This window comes from Streptomyces sp. NPDC093225, assembly GCF_044753805.1.
Taxonomy (GTDB): Bacteria; Actinomycetota; Actinomycetes; order Streptomycetales; family Streptomycetaceae; genus Streptomyces.
The window spans coordinates 32,918-48,007 of the sequence record NZ_JBIVNX010000044.1; the positions used below are offsets into that span (position 1 = coordinate 32,918).

Annotated in this window: 12 protein-coding genes and 1 pseudogene; 9 read left to right on the forward strand and 4 right to left on the reverse strand. The window is 72.4% G+C overall.

Annotated features, from left to right (window positions below):
* Positions 1-861 (reverse strand): peptidoglycan-binding protein, encoded by an 861-nt coding sequence (locus ACIQCH_RS30145; protein ID WP_402586049.1) that lies wholly within the window; start codon positions 859-861, stop codon positions 1-3.
* 126 nt (positions 862-987) lie between these two features.
* On the opposite strand from ACIQCH_RS30145, the gene ACIQCH_RS30150 reads away from it, so the two are divergent.
* From ACIQCH_RS30150 to ACIQCH_RS30160, 3 genes are all read left to right on the forward strand, one after another.
* Positions 988-2,568, forward strand: coding sequence for a methylmalonyl-CoA mutase (locus ACIQCH_RS30150; RefSeq protein ID WP_402586051.1), 1,581 nt, complete (start codon positions 988-990; stop codon positions 2,566-2,568).
* Between the two features lie 111 nt (positions 2,569-2,679).
* Complete coding sequence (leuE, locus tag ACIQCH_RS30155) at positions 2,680-3,327, forward strand: leucine efflux protein LeuE (RefSeq protein ID WP_402586053.1); 648 nt, start codon at positions 2,680-2,682, stop codon at positions 3,325-3,327.
* A gap of 90 nt (positions 3,328-3,417) precedes the next feature.
* A complete protein-coding gene (locus tag ACIQCH_RS30160; RefSeq protein WP_402586055.1) occupies positions 3,418-4,032 on the forward strand; it encodes a Uma2 family endonuclease in 615 nt (204 codons plus the stop codon).
* Positions 4,033-4,038: 6 nt separating this feature from the next.
* Here the strand turns inward: ACIQCH_RS30160 and ACIQCH_RS30165 are convergent, their stop codons facing one another.
* Genes ACIQCH_RS30165 through ACIQCH_RS30175 form a run of 3 tightly spaced genes read right to left on the reverse strand, consistent with a single transcriptional unit; the run spans position 4,039 to position 7,639 of the window.
* A complete protein-coding gene (locus ACIQCH_RS30165; RefSeq protein WP_402586057.1) occupies positions 4,039-5,277 on the reverse strand; it encodes an acyltransferase family protein in 1,239 nt (412 codons plus the stop codon).
* 8 nt (positions 5,278-5,285) lie between these two features.
* Positions 5,286-6,662: a polysialyltransferase family glycosyltransferase gene (locus tag ACIQCH_RS30170; protein ID WP_402586059.1), complete on the reverse strand. Its 1,377-nt coding sequence runs from the start codon at positions 6,660-6,662 to the stop codon at positions 5,286-5,288.
* Positions 6,659-7,639, reverse strand: coding sequence for a glycosyltransferase family 2 protein (locus ACIQCH_RS30175; RefSeq protein ID WP_402586061.1), 981 nt, complete (start codon positions 7,637-7,639; stop codon positions 6,659-6,661). The genes ACIQCH_RS30170 and ACIQCH_RS30175 overlap by 4 nt, the downstream gene beginning before the upstream one ends.
* 208 nt (positions 7,640-7,847) lie before the next feature.
* On the opposite strand from ACIQCH_RS30175, the gene ACIQCH_RS30180 reads away from it, so the two are divergent.
* The 6 genes and pseudogenes from ACIQCH_RS30180 to ACIQCH_RS30205 all read left to right on the forward strand — a co-directional run bounded on the left by ACIQCH_RS30180 (position 7,848) and on the right by ACIQCH_RS30205 (position 14,888).
* On the forward strand, positions 7,848-9,182 hold the full coding sequence (locus ACIQCH_RS30180; RefSeq protein WP_402586063.1) for a DUF6716 putative glycosyltransferase: 1,335 nt from the start codon (positions 7,848-7,850) through the stop codon (positions 9,180-9,182).
* Positions 9,179-9,916: pseudogene (locus tag ACIQCH_RS30185) on the forward strand (cytidylyltransferase domain-containing protein); the annotation flags it as partial. The gene ACIQCH_RS30180 and the pseudogene ACIQCH_RS30185, both read left to right, overlap by 4 nt.
* A gap of 150 nt (positions 9,917-10,066) precedes the next feature.
* Positions 10,067-10,981: an N-acetylneuraminate synthase family protein gene (locus tag ACIQCH_RS30190; RefSeq protein WP_402586065.1), complete on the forward strand. Its 915-nt coding sequence runs from the start codon at positions 10,067-10,069 to the stop codon at positions 10,979-10,981.
* A gap of 62 nt (positions 10,982-11,043) precedes the next feature.
* Positions 11,044-12,228, forward strand: coding sequence for a hypothetical protein (locus ACIQCH_RS30195; protein ID WP_402586067.1), 1,185 nt, complete (start codon positions 11,044-11,046; stop codon positions 12,226-12,228).
* A gap of 137 nt (positions 12,229-12,365) precedes the next feature.
* The gene (locus tag ACIQCH_RS30200; protein ID WP_402586102.1) at positions 12,366-13,610 is read left to right on the forward strand and encodes an amidohydrolase; all 1,245 of its coding nucleotides are present in this window, start codon (positions 12,366-12,368) and stop codon (positions 13,608-13,610) included.
* 219 nt (positions 13,611-13,829) lie between these two features.
* Entirely contained in the window at positions 13,830-14,888 is a 1,059-nt protein-coding gene (locus ACIQCH_RS30205) for a BMP family protein (protein ID WP_402586069.1), read from the forward strand.
* Positions 14,889-15,090: the final 202 nt, after the last annotated feature.

Below are 15,090 nucleotides of genomic sequence, written 5' to 3' on the forward strand. Positions count from 1 at the left end.
TCACCAGTAGACGACGACCTTGTCGCCGACCTTCACCTGGTCGAAGAGCTGGGACAGCTTGACCTTGTCGCGGACGTTGACGCAGCCGTGCGAGGCGCCGGCGTAGCCGCGGGCGGCGAAGTCGGCCGAGTAGTGGACCGCCTGGCCCCGGCTGAAGAACATCGCGTACGGCATCGGCGTGTGGAAGAGCGTCGACGTCCACTCCTTCGCCTTCCACTCCACGTTGAACTGGCCCTCGCGGGTGGGCGTGTTCTCGGAGCCGAAGCGCACGTCGAAGGCCAGCTGCACCTTGCCGTCGATCATCCAGGCGAGGGTGCGGCTCTCCTTGCTGATGCACATCACGCGGCCGGTCAGGCAGCGCGCGTCCGGCTTGTCCAGTTCGTTGGTGGTCGGCGGGGTCAGCTCGTCCGCCGTCGGCTCGTGCGTCATCCCGAGCAGCTTGTCCCAGGTCCCCTGGTCGACGCTGCCGGTGACGGTCAGCTGCCGCTTCGTCTGGAAGCCCTTCACCGCGGTGGCGGTCATGCTGCCGTAGAAGCCGGTGGGGGAGCGCTTGAAGTAGTCCAGCTGGCGCAGTCGCGCCTGGAGCTCGCGGACCTGCTCGTTCTCGGTGCCCTCCGCCATCAGCGGCTTGTCCGCGGAGGCGGACGCGGAGGCCGACGGGGACGCCGGGTCCGAGGCCGACCCGGACGGCGACGCCGACGGGGTCGCGCCGCCCTTGTCGTCCTGCGACGGGCTGCTCGAGGCGCCCGCCCCGCCCCCGGAGGCCCCGGCGGCGCCCGAGTCCTGCGGGCCGCAGCCCGTCACGACGGCCGCGGCGACGGCCGCCACCAGCGCGGCTCTGAAGACCTTCTGGCGGTACATGTGTTCCCCCCGATTTCCGACTGTGTCCATAGGGATGCTTCCCGGGCCGTGAAGGTTGCGAACGGCTCCGGTGCGGGACAGGTTGTACCAGTACCCGGCACACCTCTTGATGGAGGAGCGGTAACGATGACGCGGCATTCGGAGTCGGGCCTTCCCCTCGAACCGGTCTACGGCCCGGATGACCTGCGCGGCTGGGACCCCGCCGAGCGCCTCGGCGCGCCCGGCTCGTACCCGTTCACGCGCGGGGTGTACCCGTCGATGTACACCGGACGGCCGTGGACGATGCGCCAGTACGCCGGCTTCGGCACGGCGGTCGAGTCCAACGCCCGCTACCGGCAGCTCATCGAGCACGGCACGACCGGCCTTTCGGTGGCCTTCGACCTGCCCACCCAGATGGGCCACGACTCCGACGCCCCGCTCGCGCACGGCGAGGTCGGCAAGGTCGGGGTGGCGATCGACTCGGTCGAGGACATGCGGGTGCTGTTCGACGGCATCCCGCTGGACCGGGTCTCGACGTCCATGACCATCAACGCGCCGGCCGCGGTGCTGCTCCTGATGTACCAGCTGGTGGCGGAGGAGCAGGGGGTGCCGGCCGACCGGCTGACCGGCACGATCCAGAACGACGTGCTGAAGGAGTACATCGCCCGGGGGACGTACATCTTCCCGCCCCAGCCCTCGCTGCGGCTGACCTCCGACATCTTCCGGTACTGCCGGACGGAGGTCCCCAGGTGGAACACCATCTCGATCTCCGGCTACCACATGGCGGAGGCCGGCGCCTCGCCGGTGCAGGAGATCGCCTTCACGCTGGCCGACGGGGCCGAGTACGTCCGTACGGCGGTGGCGGCCGGGATGGACGTGGACGACTTCGCGCCCCGCCTGTCGTTCTTCTTCGTCGCCCGGACCACCCTGCTGGAGGAGGTGGCGAAGTTCCGGGCGGCCCGCCGGATCTGGGCGCGGACCATGCGGGAGGAGTTCGGGGCGAGGGACCCCAAGTCCCTGATGCTCCGCTTCCACACCCAGACCGCGGGGGTGCAGCTGACGGCCCAGCAGCCCGAGGTCAACCTGGTGCGGGTGGCCGTGCAGGGCCTCGCGGCGGTGCTCGGCGGGACCCAGTCCCTGCACACCAACTCCTTCGACGAGGCGATCGCGCTGCCCACCGAGAAGGCCGCCCGGCTGGCGCTGCGCACCCAGCAGGTGCTGGCGTACGAGACGGACGTGACCGCGACCGTGGACCCGTTCGCCGGCTCGTACGCGGTCGAGCGGATGACGGACGAGGTGGAGGCGGCGGCCGTGGCGCTGATGGGACGGGTCGAGGACCTGGGCGGCGCGGTCAGCGCGATCGAGCGCGGGTTCCAGAAGGGCGAGATCGAACGGAACGCGTACCGGATCGCGCAGGAGACGGACGGCGGCGAGCGGGTGGTGGTCGGGGTGAACCGCTTCGCGCTCGACGAGGAGGAGCCGTACGAGCCGCTGCGCGTGGACCCGGCGATCGAGGCGCAGCAGGCGGCGCGGCTGGCCCGGTTGCGGGCCGAGCGGGACGGGGCGGCGGTGGACCGGGCCCTGGCGGACCTGCGGAGGACGGCCGCGGGCACCGGGAACGCGCTCTACCCGATGCGGGAGGCGCTGCGGGCGCGGGCCACGATCGGCGAGGTGTGCGGGGCGCTGCGGGAGGTGTGGGGGACGTACGTGCCGGTGGAGTCGTTCTGAGCCCTCCTCCCGGACTCGTGGAGAGGGCGGAGCCCCCCTGGGGCGACAGGTGCCATCTCACGTGATGGAGATGACATGGGCGGTGTCGTACCTGCGTGCGACACTCGCCGCATGCTGGGTGTCACCGACCTTCCGACCTACCTCGCCGGCCTCGTCCTGATCGTGCTGCTGCCGGGGCCGAACTCGCTGTACGTGCTCTCCGTCGCCGCCCGCCGCGGCGTGCGGTCCGGGTACAAGGCCGCCGCCGGCGTGTTCACCGGCGACACGGTCCTGATGGTGCTGGCCGCGGTCGGCGCGGCCTCGCTGCTCCGGGCCAGCCCGGTGCTGTTCGGGATCGTGAAGTACCTCGGCGCGGGGTACCTCGCCTGGATGGCCGTGGGCATGATGCGGGCCGCGTGGACGATGTGGCGCGAGCGGGCGGCCCGGCAGGAGGAGATCATGACCGGCGAGCCGCCGGCCGACTCCGAGCACCCGTACCGGCGCGCGCTGCTGATCAGCCTGCTGAACCCGAAGGCCATCCTCTTCCTGCTGTCCTTCTTCGTGCAGTTCGTGGACCCGGACTACGCCTACCCGGCGCTGTCCTTCCTGCTCCTGGGCGTCCTGACGCAGCTGGCCAGCATGCTGTACCTCTCCACCCTCATATTCGGCGGCACCCGCCTGGCCGCCGCCTTCCGCCGCCGCAAGCGCCTCTCCGCGGGTGCCACCTCGGCCGTCGGCGTCCTCTTCCTCGGCTTCGCCGCGAAGCTCGCCACGGGCTGAGCGGTCCCTTGTGCGGGCATGTGCCATCGGCATGACCCGTCCGGGTGAACTGGGGCGGAACGTCGGTCGGCATGGATACGCTCATGAAGGATGAGCCCCCAGAAGGAGGACGCCGTGGCCGTAATCCAGCATGAGATGACGATCGGCGAGGCAGCCGATCAGCTCTCCAGCGCACTGCCGGGGCACCGAGTGGAGATCCTCCAGGGGAGGCTCACTGTGACACCGCCGGCCGATGGGGAGCACGCGCTCTCACTGACGTGGGTGATGCGGAAGTTCTTCGCTGCGGGCGACGAGGAGGCCGGGCTGTGCTCGGTCCAGGGCATCGGCCTCTGGCTCCCTACGGGCCCCGAGGACTACGCCATCCCGGACTTCGCCCTGGTCGAGGAAGACTTCCTGGACGCGAAGGTCCAGAAGAACTGCTACGCCCCCCACGTGTTCCGCCTGGTCATCGAGGTCACCTCGTCGAACTGGGCGGATGATCTGGGGCCCAAGGTCGACAGCTATGCCCAGGCGGGCGTTCCCGTGTACCTGATCGCGGATCGTCGGCACGAGGAGGTCCTGCTCTACACACGTCCGCACAGCGGTGTGTACGCATCGCGGGAGGTGTTCAAGCGGGGCATGACCGTCCCCCTGCCCGAGACGCGGGGCGTGAACGTCGAGCTGCCCGTGGACCGCTTGCTCGACGGTGTTCCCGAGACCACCTGAGGCACATCAGCCCAAGCCCCTGCGCAGGCGCGGGGTCAGGGGGCGTTCGACGTAGCGGTGCAGGAGCCAGGCCAGGGTCAGCATCAGGGCGAGCGTGGTGGCGAGGACGGCCGGCGCCGGGAGGTGCAGGGTGCGGCGCAGGACCCGGATGACGGCCCAGCCCAGGTGCTCGTGCACCAGGTAGAAGGGGTAGGTCAGGGCGCCCGCGACCGTCAGCCAGCGCCAGTTCGCCCACTGCGCGCGGCCCACCGCGATCAGCGCCACGGCCGCGAAGCCGGCGGTCACCACGGCGACGATCACCGCCGCGCTGCGGTACGAGAAGAACCGCGGGTCGGGGGCGTGCCACAGGCCGGCCACCGCGTAGTGCTGGCCGATCAGCCAGCCGGCCGCCACGACGCCCCAGGCGAGCACGTCCCGCCGGTCGCGGTGGACGAGGTAGAGGCCGATCCCGCCGATGAAGAACGGCGCGTACTCCGGCATCAGCGCCTGCGTCAGGAACGGCTGGTCCGCCGCGTCCGCGAGGGCCGCCGCCACCGTCCAGACCCCGCAGAAGAGCAGCGTCCGCCGCCGTCCGCCGCCCGGCAGCACCACGCACAGCGCGAAGAGGGCGTAGAAGCGCAGCTCCGCCCACAGCGTCCAGCACACCCCGAGCACCCGGGGCGCGCCCAGCGGCTGCTGGAGCATGGTGAGGTTCACCAGGGTGTCGCTCAGCCCCAGGGCCTCGTACGGCAGCCAGGGCAGCGCGAACACCAGGGTGACGAGCGCGATCGCGGCCCAGTACGCCGGGTAGAGGCGGGCCACCCGCGAGGCGAGGAAGGCGCGCAGGGGTCGCCCCCACGCGCTCATGCAGATCACGAACCCGCTGATCACGAAGAAGACCTGCACGCCCAGGCAGCCGTACGCCAGCCACGGCGAGGCCGCCGGGAACAGCTCCCGGGGCGAGGCGCCCCAGGACCGGGCGATCTCCCCGTCCCGCCCGCCGTAGTGGTAGCCGGCCACCATCAGGGCCGCGAGCAGCCGCAGCCCGTCCAGGGCACGGAGCCGGGACCCGGCCCCCGGGGCGCGCCCCGGGGACACCCGCGGCGCGGGCAGCTCCGCCGCGGACCCGGCGCCGGCCGGCGCGGAAGGCTCCGCCGCGGTCCCGGCCGCCGCGTCCGTGATCGTCCCCGAAGCCGTCCCCGACACCGTCTCCGCCGTCCCCGTCCCCGTCCCCGGGACCGTCCCCGCCGTCTCCCCGGCCGTCATCCCCGCCGTCACCCCGCCGCCGTGCGCCGGACCGACCGCCGCAGGTGCTTCACGCGCCGGACCACCCGCCGCACCGCGGGGCTGCGCGGCAGGAAGGACAGCTGCGCCGGCAGCGCGCCGGGCAGCGCCAGCGCGGTCAGCCGCCGTCGCTTGAAGTACCGCCAGGTGCGCTCGTCGAGGTGCGCCGCCAGGTACCGCTCGGCGTCGGGCCGTCGCGCCGCCAGGATCTGCGACTGCATCGCGTACCCGACCGCCGTGACCAGCCCGGTCAGCTCCTCCCGGACCCGCTCGGGCGCCGGCGGGGCCCAGGCCCGTACCGCCGCCCCGTCCTCCAGCTCCGGCAGCAGCGCGTCGACCAGGGTCAGCGGCACCCGGTTGCTGTTCTGGTACGGGGCCAGCCGGTCGAGCAGCGGCCCGGTGCCGGTGCGCGCGGCGGGGATCCCGTACAGGGTGGCGGCGGTCAACAGCCCGGTGGAGAAGCAGCCCACCACCAGGGCGGGCCGGGCCCGCTGGTACAGCGTCTCGGCCAGCACCGGGGTGTCGACCACCGTCAGCGCCGCACCGAGCCGCTCGGCCTCCTCCTCCACCAGGCGCGACCAGCGGGCCGGCGCGCTGGGGTGCGGCTTGAAGACGAGGTCGCGGTGGCCCAGCGCGTGCGCACCGCGGACCATCCGCACGTGCAGCTCCTCCTCTTCCTGCGGGCTGATCAGTTCGATCGCCGACAGGTACTGGCCCAGCAGCAGCGCCCCGCCCTCGGCCGCGGGCACCACCGGCGCCCCCTCGGCGAGTTCGGCGAGCACCTTCAGGAAGGACTCGGCCGGCACCAGTTCCGCCGGCACCCCGAACTCGGTGAGCAGCAGCGGTTGCAGCCCCGGTACGAGGTCCAGGTGGAGCAGCCGTCGCACCCGCCCGCCGATCTGCGGGTCCAGCTTGTTGCGGGTCGGTCCGTAGCTCATCAGCCCGTCGGCGTACACGTCGATCGGGGAGCCCGGGAACAGCTGCACCACCGCCTGCGCGGGCGCGACCTGGATGGACTCCACGACCAGCTCGACCCGGTCCTCGCCCAGCTCCCACAGGGCGCGCAACTGCCGCTCCCACAGGGGGGCGTCGTCGGGGCGGGGCAGCCAGCCGCCGGGGTGGAACGGCTCGATCGTGGCGTTCCAGTCCAGTACGTCGTCGAAGCGGGCGGCCAGCAGCGCGAAACCGGGCGCGGCGGCCGGGCCCGGGGTGGTCTCGGGCACCGCGGCGTTGTTGCTGACCAGCAGGATGCGCCGGTCGGCGGCCGGGAAGCGGCCGGCGTCGAGGGCGGCGGCCAGGGTGGCCGCGCCGTACAGGGTCGAGGCCAGGAAGATCTGCGTCGTACGGGTGGAGCGGGCGGAATTCACGCGCCCACCCCCGCGCCCGCCGAGGCGCGCCGACGGAGCCGGCGCAGCAGCACCGCACGGGGCACGTCCATGGAATCGAGCGCATCGTCGAGAACGTCCTGGGGCATTCGCCTCAGCGCGGCCGCGCTCATCGCACGGAGTTTTCTGGCCACGGCCGGTTCGAACCTTTCGATGGAACCCATATGGTGCGAAATAATTGCGCAATATGTGCGAACGGCCTTGGGGAGGAGAAGATCGGCATCGCGGTCGGCTGCGGTTTCGGACACGACTTGATCGAATGCCCGGATGAAATCCAGCTGCCGTACGTCGCCGATCTGCGTGAGCGATGTCGCCACCCCGCGCCGGTAGAAGATCCCGGCCTGCCCGACGGCCGCGAACGACTCCGCCCCACGGTGCAGCCGCCAGATCCACGGCCGGTCCTCGGCGGTCCGCAGGCCGTCCGTGAAGTGCAGCAGCCCCCGGTCCTTCAGCCGCCGGTGGTACATCCCCGCCCAGGCGTAGGGGTAGTCCACCGAGGTCGAGCGGTCGGCCGGCAGGATGGCCTCCCGCGGCACGGACACCTCGCCCTGCGGGCCGTGCGGCACCCGCTGCACCAGCCGGTTCCGGCCGGTCGACTGGACGTGGTCGATGCGGACGAAGTCGCAGCCCAGGGCCTCTATTTCGGCCAGGACGCCGGCCAGGTGGCCGGGTGCCAGCCAGTCGTCCCCGTCCATGAACGTCAGGTACTCGCCGCGGGCCGCGTCCAGCCCCGTGTTGCGCGCCGTGGCCAGCCCGCCGTTCTGTTCGTGCCGGATGAACACCGCCCCGGGCAGGTCCCGGGCCGCCCGCTCCAGGAGCTCCGGCGTCCCGTCGGTCGACCGGTCGTCGACGAGGATGAACTCGAAGTCGTCCCGCGCGTTCGCGCGGAGGCTTCGCAGGGCGTCTGGCGCATATGTCTGCACGTTGTAGAACGGCACGACGACGGAGAGCTTGACCACCTGCCTGACACTAGGACGTGGCGCGGCATTCACCATGGACCGGGCGGGGACTGCACGTGAACGAAGAATGGCAGGATGGTTAACCCGGTCGGGCGGTCAGTAATTCCGGGCCCGCCACGGCCGTATTCGCATCGTGTCGACGGGCTGTTAACCCCCTGTTGTCAGTCAGTTGGGCCGATCACCGGAATTCCCGCATAGCTTCACCGACGTGCCAGCAAGGACCAGTGGCGAAAGCCCCCGCGGGAAGACGCGGGTCGCCGTACTCGCCGATTCCGACACGCGATGGAAATGGGGCGCACTCACCGCGCACCGCCTCGCCCCCGACCTCCACCTCACCGGCTTCCTGCTGCGCGGCCGGGCCACTCCGACCGCGCGCCAGCTCGGTGAAGTCGGCGTCCGGGCCGACCGGTTGACCGAGGTGACGTGCCCCGAGTTCCTCGCGGAGCTGGAGCGCGAACCGTACGACGTGGTCGTCCTCGCCCTCGTCGGCGGCGCGGTCCAGGCGGTGCTGCACGGCGCCCGCGCCCTGTGGCCCGAGCCGGGCGGGCGCCCCGTCCTCGTCACCGGCTACGTCGGCGTCGTGTACGAGAAGCTCGCCGACGGACTGCTCCTGCGCCACGGAGCCGACCTCGTCCTCGCCAACTCCCGTCACGACGCGGACCGGTTCCGCGCCGTGTACGACGGAGTGGGCGCCGACGCGGCCGCCGTCACCGAGACCGCCCTGCCCTTCCTGGGCGGCGCCCCGTACGACGCCGCCGGCGACCGCCCGTACACCGTCGTGTTCGCCGCCCAGCCGTCCGTCCCGGAAAGCCGCGCCGACCGCACGTACCTGCTGCGCCGGGCCGTCGAGCACGCCCGCCGGCACCCGGACCGCGAGGTGTTGCTCAAGCTGCGCTCCAAGCCCGGCGAACACACCACGCACCTCGAAGAGCTGCCGTACCAGAAGCTCGTCGAGAAGCTCCCCGGCACCACGGCCAACTTCCGCCTGGTGTACGGGAACATGGGCGAGGTCCTGGACCGCACCGACCTGCTCGTCACCGTCAGCTCGACGGCCGCGCTCGAATCGCTGCACCGGGGCGTCCCCACCGCCGTCCTCACCGACCTCGGCGTCCGCGAGGCCCTCGGCAACCACCACTTCGTCGGCTCCGGCTGCCTCGCCAGCTGGGACCAGCTCGACGAGGGCCACCGCCCGAAGCCCGACCCCGACTGGCTGGCCCGCCAGGGCGTGGCCGCGGACGGGCCGTACGAGCGGGCCTTCGACACCGCCCGCGAGCGGCTCGCCGCATTGGCCGCGCTCCCCGAACTGCCCGCCCCCGCCCCCTACTACACGTGCGCCACCGCCCCCGGCTACCTGCCGGGCATCCTCGCCCGCCAGCACCTCGGCACCGACGGGCGCCCGCTGCCCGGCGCGGTCCGGCCCGCCACCGGGGAGTCCCGGCTGCGGCGCGCCGCCCGCTCCTGGCTGCGCGACGCCGCCCGCGGGGCCTACCGGCAGGGCGTCCAGCGCGTGGCCCCCGTCATCCGCCGAATGGGAGACCTGTGAGCACCCCCGCACACCCCGACCGAAGCCCGCGCGTCCTGGCCGTGATCCCCGCCCGGGGCGGCTCCAAGGGCGTACCGGCCAAGAACCTCGCCCCCGTCGGCGGACTGCCGCTGGTGGCCCGCGCCGTGCGGGCCTGCCGGGCCGCCGCCGAGGTCACCGACGTGGTCGTCTCCACCGACGACGCGGCCATCGCGGCCGCCGCCCGGGAGGCCGGCGCCGAGGTCGTCCCCCGGCCGGCCGAACTCTCCGGGGACACCGCCACCAGCGAGGCCGCGGTGCTGCACGCCCTCGACGCCCACGAGGCGCTGCACGGGCGGCCGGCCGACGTGGTCCTCCTCGTCCAGGCCACCAGCCCGTTCCTGACCAGCGAGGAGATCGACGGGGTGGCGGCCGCGGTGGTGCACCGGGGCGCCGACTGCGCGCTCACCGTCGCCCCCTTCCACGGCTTCCTGTGGCGCGAGTCGGCCACCCCGGCCGGCCGCAGCGGGTACGGCGTCAACCACGACGAGGCCCACCGTCCGCGCCGCCAGGACCGGCCCGAGGACCTGCTGGAGACCGGCGCGGCGTACGCGATGTCCGTCCCGGGCTTCCGCACGGCCCGGCACCGCTTCTTCGGGCACATCGTGCCCGTCCGCACCGACCCGGCCCGCGTGCTGGAGATCGACGACCCGCACGACCTGGACCGGGCCCGCGCCCTGGCCCCGCTCCTCGACCCCCCGCCGGACACCCTGCCGGCCCCCTGCACCCCGGCGCTCCACACCCCGGCGCCCTGAGCGGTCCCGAACCGGGCCCGCACCCGCACGCCCCGACCCGAGAACACGCACGACCCCCCTGAGTAACCCCCTGAGCACCCCCCGTACCAAAACCGAAGGACGTCATCTGCCATGACCGCCTCCACCGCCCGTCTGCGCACCCTCGGCTCGCACACCGCCGGCCCCGGCCGCCCCGTCTACGTCGTCGGCGAGATCGGCATCAACCACAACGGCGACCTCGGCAACGCCTTCGCGCTGATCGACGCCGCGGCCGACGCGGGCTGCGACGCCGTCAAGTTCCAGAAGCGCACGCCCGAGGTCTGCACCCCGCGCGACCAGTGGGAGATCGAGCGCGACACCCCCTGGGGCCGCATGACGTACATCGACTACCGGCACCGCGTCGAGTTCGGCGAGGACGAGTACCGCGCCATCGACGAGCACTGCGAGAAGCGCGGCATCGCGTGGTTCGCCTCCCCCTGGGACGTCGAGTCCGTCGCCTTCCTGGAGAAGTTCGACGTGCCCGCCCACAAGGTGGCCTCCGCCTCGCTGACCGACGACGAGCTGCTGCGCGCCCTGCGCGCCACCGGCCGCACCGTCATCCTCTCCACCGGCATGTCCACGCCGAAGCAGATCCGCCACGCGGTCGAGGTCCTCGGTAGCGACAACATCCTGCTCTGCCACGCCACTTCCACGTACCCGGCCAAGGCCGAGGAGCTCAACCTCCGCGTGATCAACACGCTCATGGAGGAGTACCCGAACGTCCCGATCGGCTACAGCGGCCACGAGACCGGCCTGCAGACCACCCTCGCCGCCGTCGCCCTCGGTGCCAGCTTCGTCGAGCGCCACATCACCCTCGACCGCGCGATGTGGGGCTCCGACCAGGCCGCCTCCGTCGAGCCGGGCGGCCTCGCGCGCCTGGTCCGCGACATCCGCACCATCGAGACCGCCCTCGGCGACGGCGTCAAGAAGGTCTACGAGTCCGAGCTCGGCCCCATGAAGAAGCTGCGCCGGGTCCAGGGCGAGGTCGCCGAGCTCGCCGGCGTCTGACCCCCACCCGCCGCACCCGGCCCGCTCCGGACCAGGAGCACGAGCAGAACCAGGAGAACACGGTGACAGCGCACGCGACCGCCGAGGCGAGCACGCTCGCCCTCGTGGAGAGCCCGGTCCAGCTCCTGAACGTCCTGGAGTGGGCCCACGCGGAGTCCCGGCTTCGAGCCGCCGGCCCGCAGGGGGAGCGCCCCCTGCTGGCCGGCGTACCCCACCAGCCCGCCGGCGGCAGCACCCGGCGCGCCGCGCCACTGCCCGGCCTGCGCATCGTCGTGCTGCCGCCGGTGGACCCCATGTCGCGCGGCCAGCTGCGGCGGATGGCCGCACTGGCCCGCGACGAGGGGCACGCAGTGCAGTGGCAGGAGGCCCGCGGCGGGGCGCTGGCGCCGTTCCGGGCGCTCGGCTCGCTGCGCGGGGCCGTGCGCCGGGCCGAGCGGCTCGTGGTGGGCGACCCGTTCTCGCGGTTCGTCCAGCTCCTCCTGACCTTCGTACGGGCCCGGGAGCTGGTGGTCGTCGACGACGGCACCGCGACCATGGAGTTCGTCGGGCAGATCGCCCGCGGCGAGCGGCTGGTGCGCTGGCACCGGGTCGGCGCGCAGGGCCTCCCCGGCAAGGTCAAGGAGCTGGTGTACGCGCCGGTGTCCGCGCAGGCGCGGCGCCGCTTCACCCCGGCGCGCTCCGGCCGCCGCCGGGTCACCGTGTTCAGCGCGATGCCGGTGACCGTCCCGGAGGGCGTGGAGCTGGTCGCGAACGAGTTCGCCTGGACCCGGTCCGCCTTCGGGCCGCCGCGGCTGTGCGCGGGCACGGACCTGGTGGGCACGTCGCTGGTGGAGACCGGCGTGGTAGCGCACGAGCGGTACGTCGAGGCCGTCCGGCGGCTGGCGGCCGTGCACGGGGCCACCCGCTACTTCGCGCACCGCCGGGAGGGCGCCGAGAAGCTGCGGGCGCTGAGCGAGGCCACCGGGCTCGAGATCGTCCGGCCCGACCTGCCGCTGGAGCTGATCGCCCGGCGCGGCCCCATCGGTCGTACGATCGTCAGCTTTCCGTCTACGGTCGTCCACACCCTGCCCTACGCACTGGCCGGCACCGGGGTGACCGTCGCGGTGTGCGACATCGACCCCGACTGGCTCACCGGGGCGGCCTCGCCGAGGGCCCAGAGTTTCCTCGCGGGGGTCACCGACACCGCCCGTGACGTGCGAAGGCTCGCCACGACGGGCGGAGCTTCCGCTTCCGCCGCGGCCGGATGAGCGGCGGAGTTTACCCCCAGGACACGTAGGTCATGCACCCACCGGCCGGGTTTTCTTCCCCTAACGGGCTGAACTTTTCATGATCTCCAGCCAGTTGGCCGTCAAGTGCGCCTAGGCTTCAACGGGTGAACCAGTTGATGTCCCGCGACCCCCAGACCGCCCTGCCCGGAAACCCCGAAGAGCCCTCCCTGCCGGGTCGGCTCCCGGAGAGCCTGCGCGCCGAACTGATCGCGTTCCGCCGGGACTTGCACATGCATCCCGAGCTGGGGCACCAGGAGTTCCGCACCACCGCAGCGATCAAGGCCAGACTGGAGAAGGCGGGCCTGGAGCCCCGCGTCCTCGAGACCGGCACCGGGCTGATCTGCGACATCGGCACCTGGGACGGCAAGCGGCCGATGCTGGCCCTGCGCGCGGACATCGACGCCCTGCCCATCCCGGACGCCAAGGCGCACGTGCCGTACCGCTCCACCGTGCCCGACCGGGCGCACGCCTGCGGTCACGACGTCCACACCACCACGGTCCTGGGCGCCGGCCTGGTGCTCGCGGCCCTGCACCGCCAGGGGCTGCTGCCCCGACCCGTACGGCTGCTCTTCCAGCCCGCCGAGGAGGTCCTGCCCGGCGGCGCGACCGACGCGATCGAGTGCGGGGCGCTCGACGGGGTCGGCCAGATCATCATGGTCCACTGCGACCCGCGCGTGGACGCCGGGAAGATCGGCCTGCGCGCCGGGCCGGTGACCTCCGCGTGCGACCGGCTGGAAATCACCCTCGAGGGCGCCGGCGGCCACACCGCCCGGCCGCACCTGACCACCGACATGGTCACCGCCGCCGCCCGGGTGGCCACGGACGTGCCCGCGCTGCTCTCGCGGCGGGTGGACACCCGCTCGGGCCTCGCCGTGACCTGGGGCAAGATCGCCTCGGGCCACGCGTGCAACGTGATCCCGATGACCGCGGAGCTGTGCGGCACGGTCCGCTGCCTGGACCTCGCCGCCTGGCACGACGCCCCGGACCTGATCCACGCGGCCATCGACGAGGTCGCCTCGATGCACCGGGCCAAGTCGGAGATCAACTACGTCCGCGGAGTGCCGCCGGTGGTCAACGACCCGGTGGTCGCCGACCTGCTCCGGGACGCCATGGTCGCCCGGCGCGGCCCGCACTCCGTCGAGGACACCGACCAGAGCCTGGGCGGCGAGGACTTCGCCTGGTACCTCGAGCACGTGCCCGGCGCGCTGGCCCGGCTGGGCGTCCGTACGCCCGGGGACCCCGTCAAGCGCGATCTGCACCGCGGCGACTTCGACGTCGACGAGTCCGCGATCGCCGTCGGCGTCGAGCTGTTCACGGCCGCCGCCCTGCTCGACGGGCGGCGCGCCAGGCCTGCCGGGTGAAACTCACACCACGGTTTCCCGGGCCGCCCGGCGGCCCGGGAAACCCCTGGTACAACGGGGGTTCACGTCCGATGTGTTACTGATCGGTCACTGTCCGGTTCACGACGATCCGATAACAGAAGCTGAAGGGGTCTTTAACTGACATCTACGCGCGTTACGATCGCCGCGAAACCAGCGCCGGTCAGTGGCGCTTCGGTCAGGTTTTGAAGGAGCCTCCCCTTGCGCCGGATCACCAGGATCGCAACCGTGAGCGTCGCGTCCGCGGCCCTCGCCCTTACCGCCACCGCCTGCGGCGGCAAGAAGTCCACGGACGCGGGTTCGTCGGAGTCGTCGACCGGTTCTTCCACCGCCGCCATCGCGTACGACATCGGCGGCCGCGGCGACCAGTCCTTCAACGACGCCGCCTACGCGGGCGCCGAGAAGGCCAAGTCCGACCTCGGCATGAACGTCAAGGAGGCGGAGCCGACCGAGGGTGAGAGCGACGCCGACAAGGTGCAGCGCCTCACCGAGCTGGCCCGCTCCGGCGCGAACCCGGTCATCGGCGTCGGCTTCTCCTACGCCCCGGCCATCAAGAAGGTCGCTCCGAAGTTCCCGAAGACCACCTTCGGCATCGTCGACGACACCTCGGTGACCGGCAAGAACGTCGCCAACCTGGTCTTCAACGAGGAGCAGGGCTCCTACCTCGCGGGCGTGGCCGCCGCCAAGGCGTCCAAGACCGGCAAGGTCGGCTTCATCGGCGGTGTCGAGGTTCCGCTGATCAAGAAGTTCGAGGCCGGCTACATCCAGGGCGTCAAGGACACCAACCCCAAGGCCGAGGTGCTGACCCAGTACCTGTCGCAGCCGCCGAACTTCGAGGGCTTCTCCAAGCCCGACCTCGGCAAGGCCGCCGCCCAGGGCCAGCTGTCCAAGGGCGCCGACGTGATCTACGCCGCCGCCGGTCTGGCCGGTTCCGGTGCCATCGAGGCCGCGTCGACCGCGGGCAAGTGGGCCATCGGCGTCGACTCCGACCAGTACAACCAGGCCGGTCTCGCGAAGTTCAAGGGCCAGATCCTGACCTCGGCGACCAAGAACGTCACCGGCGCCGTGTACGACCTGATCAAGTCGGTCAAGGACGGCAAGCCGGAGTCGGGCGAGATCCGCTACAACCTGGCCAAGGGTGGCGTCGGCCTCACCGACTCGAACCCCGAGTACAAGAAGATGGCGGACCTGATGGCCGCGGTGGAGAAGGCCAAGGCCGACATCATCGCCGGCAAGATCCAGGTCAAGACCGCTCCGTAAGGACGCGTTCTGCCGGGGTCCGGAGGGCTGGCAGCAGCCACCTCCGGGCCCCGGGCCGTGTTTGCGGCTCAATCTTTTCGTTTTTGGCAGTGCTACGCGCGTAGAGGTGTCGTGGACGCGATACCTTCTCTCACCGCCTTCCCCTGCCCTGCCAGCCCGCTCTGCCCGCCCCCTGCCTTCCAGCTCCTTCGCGCCAAGGAGA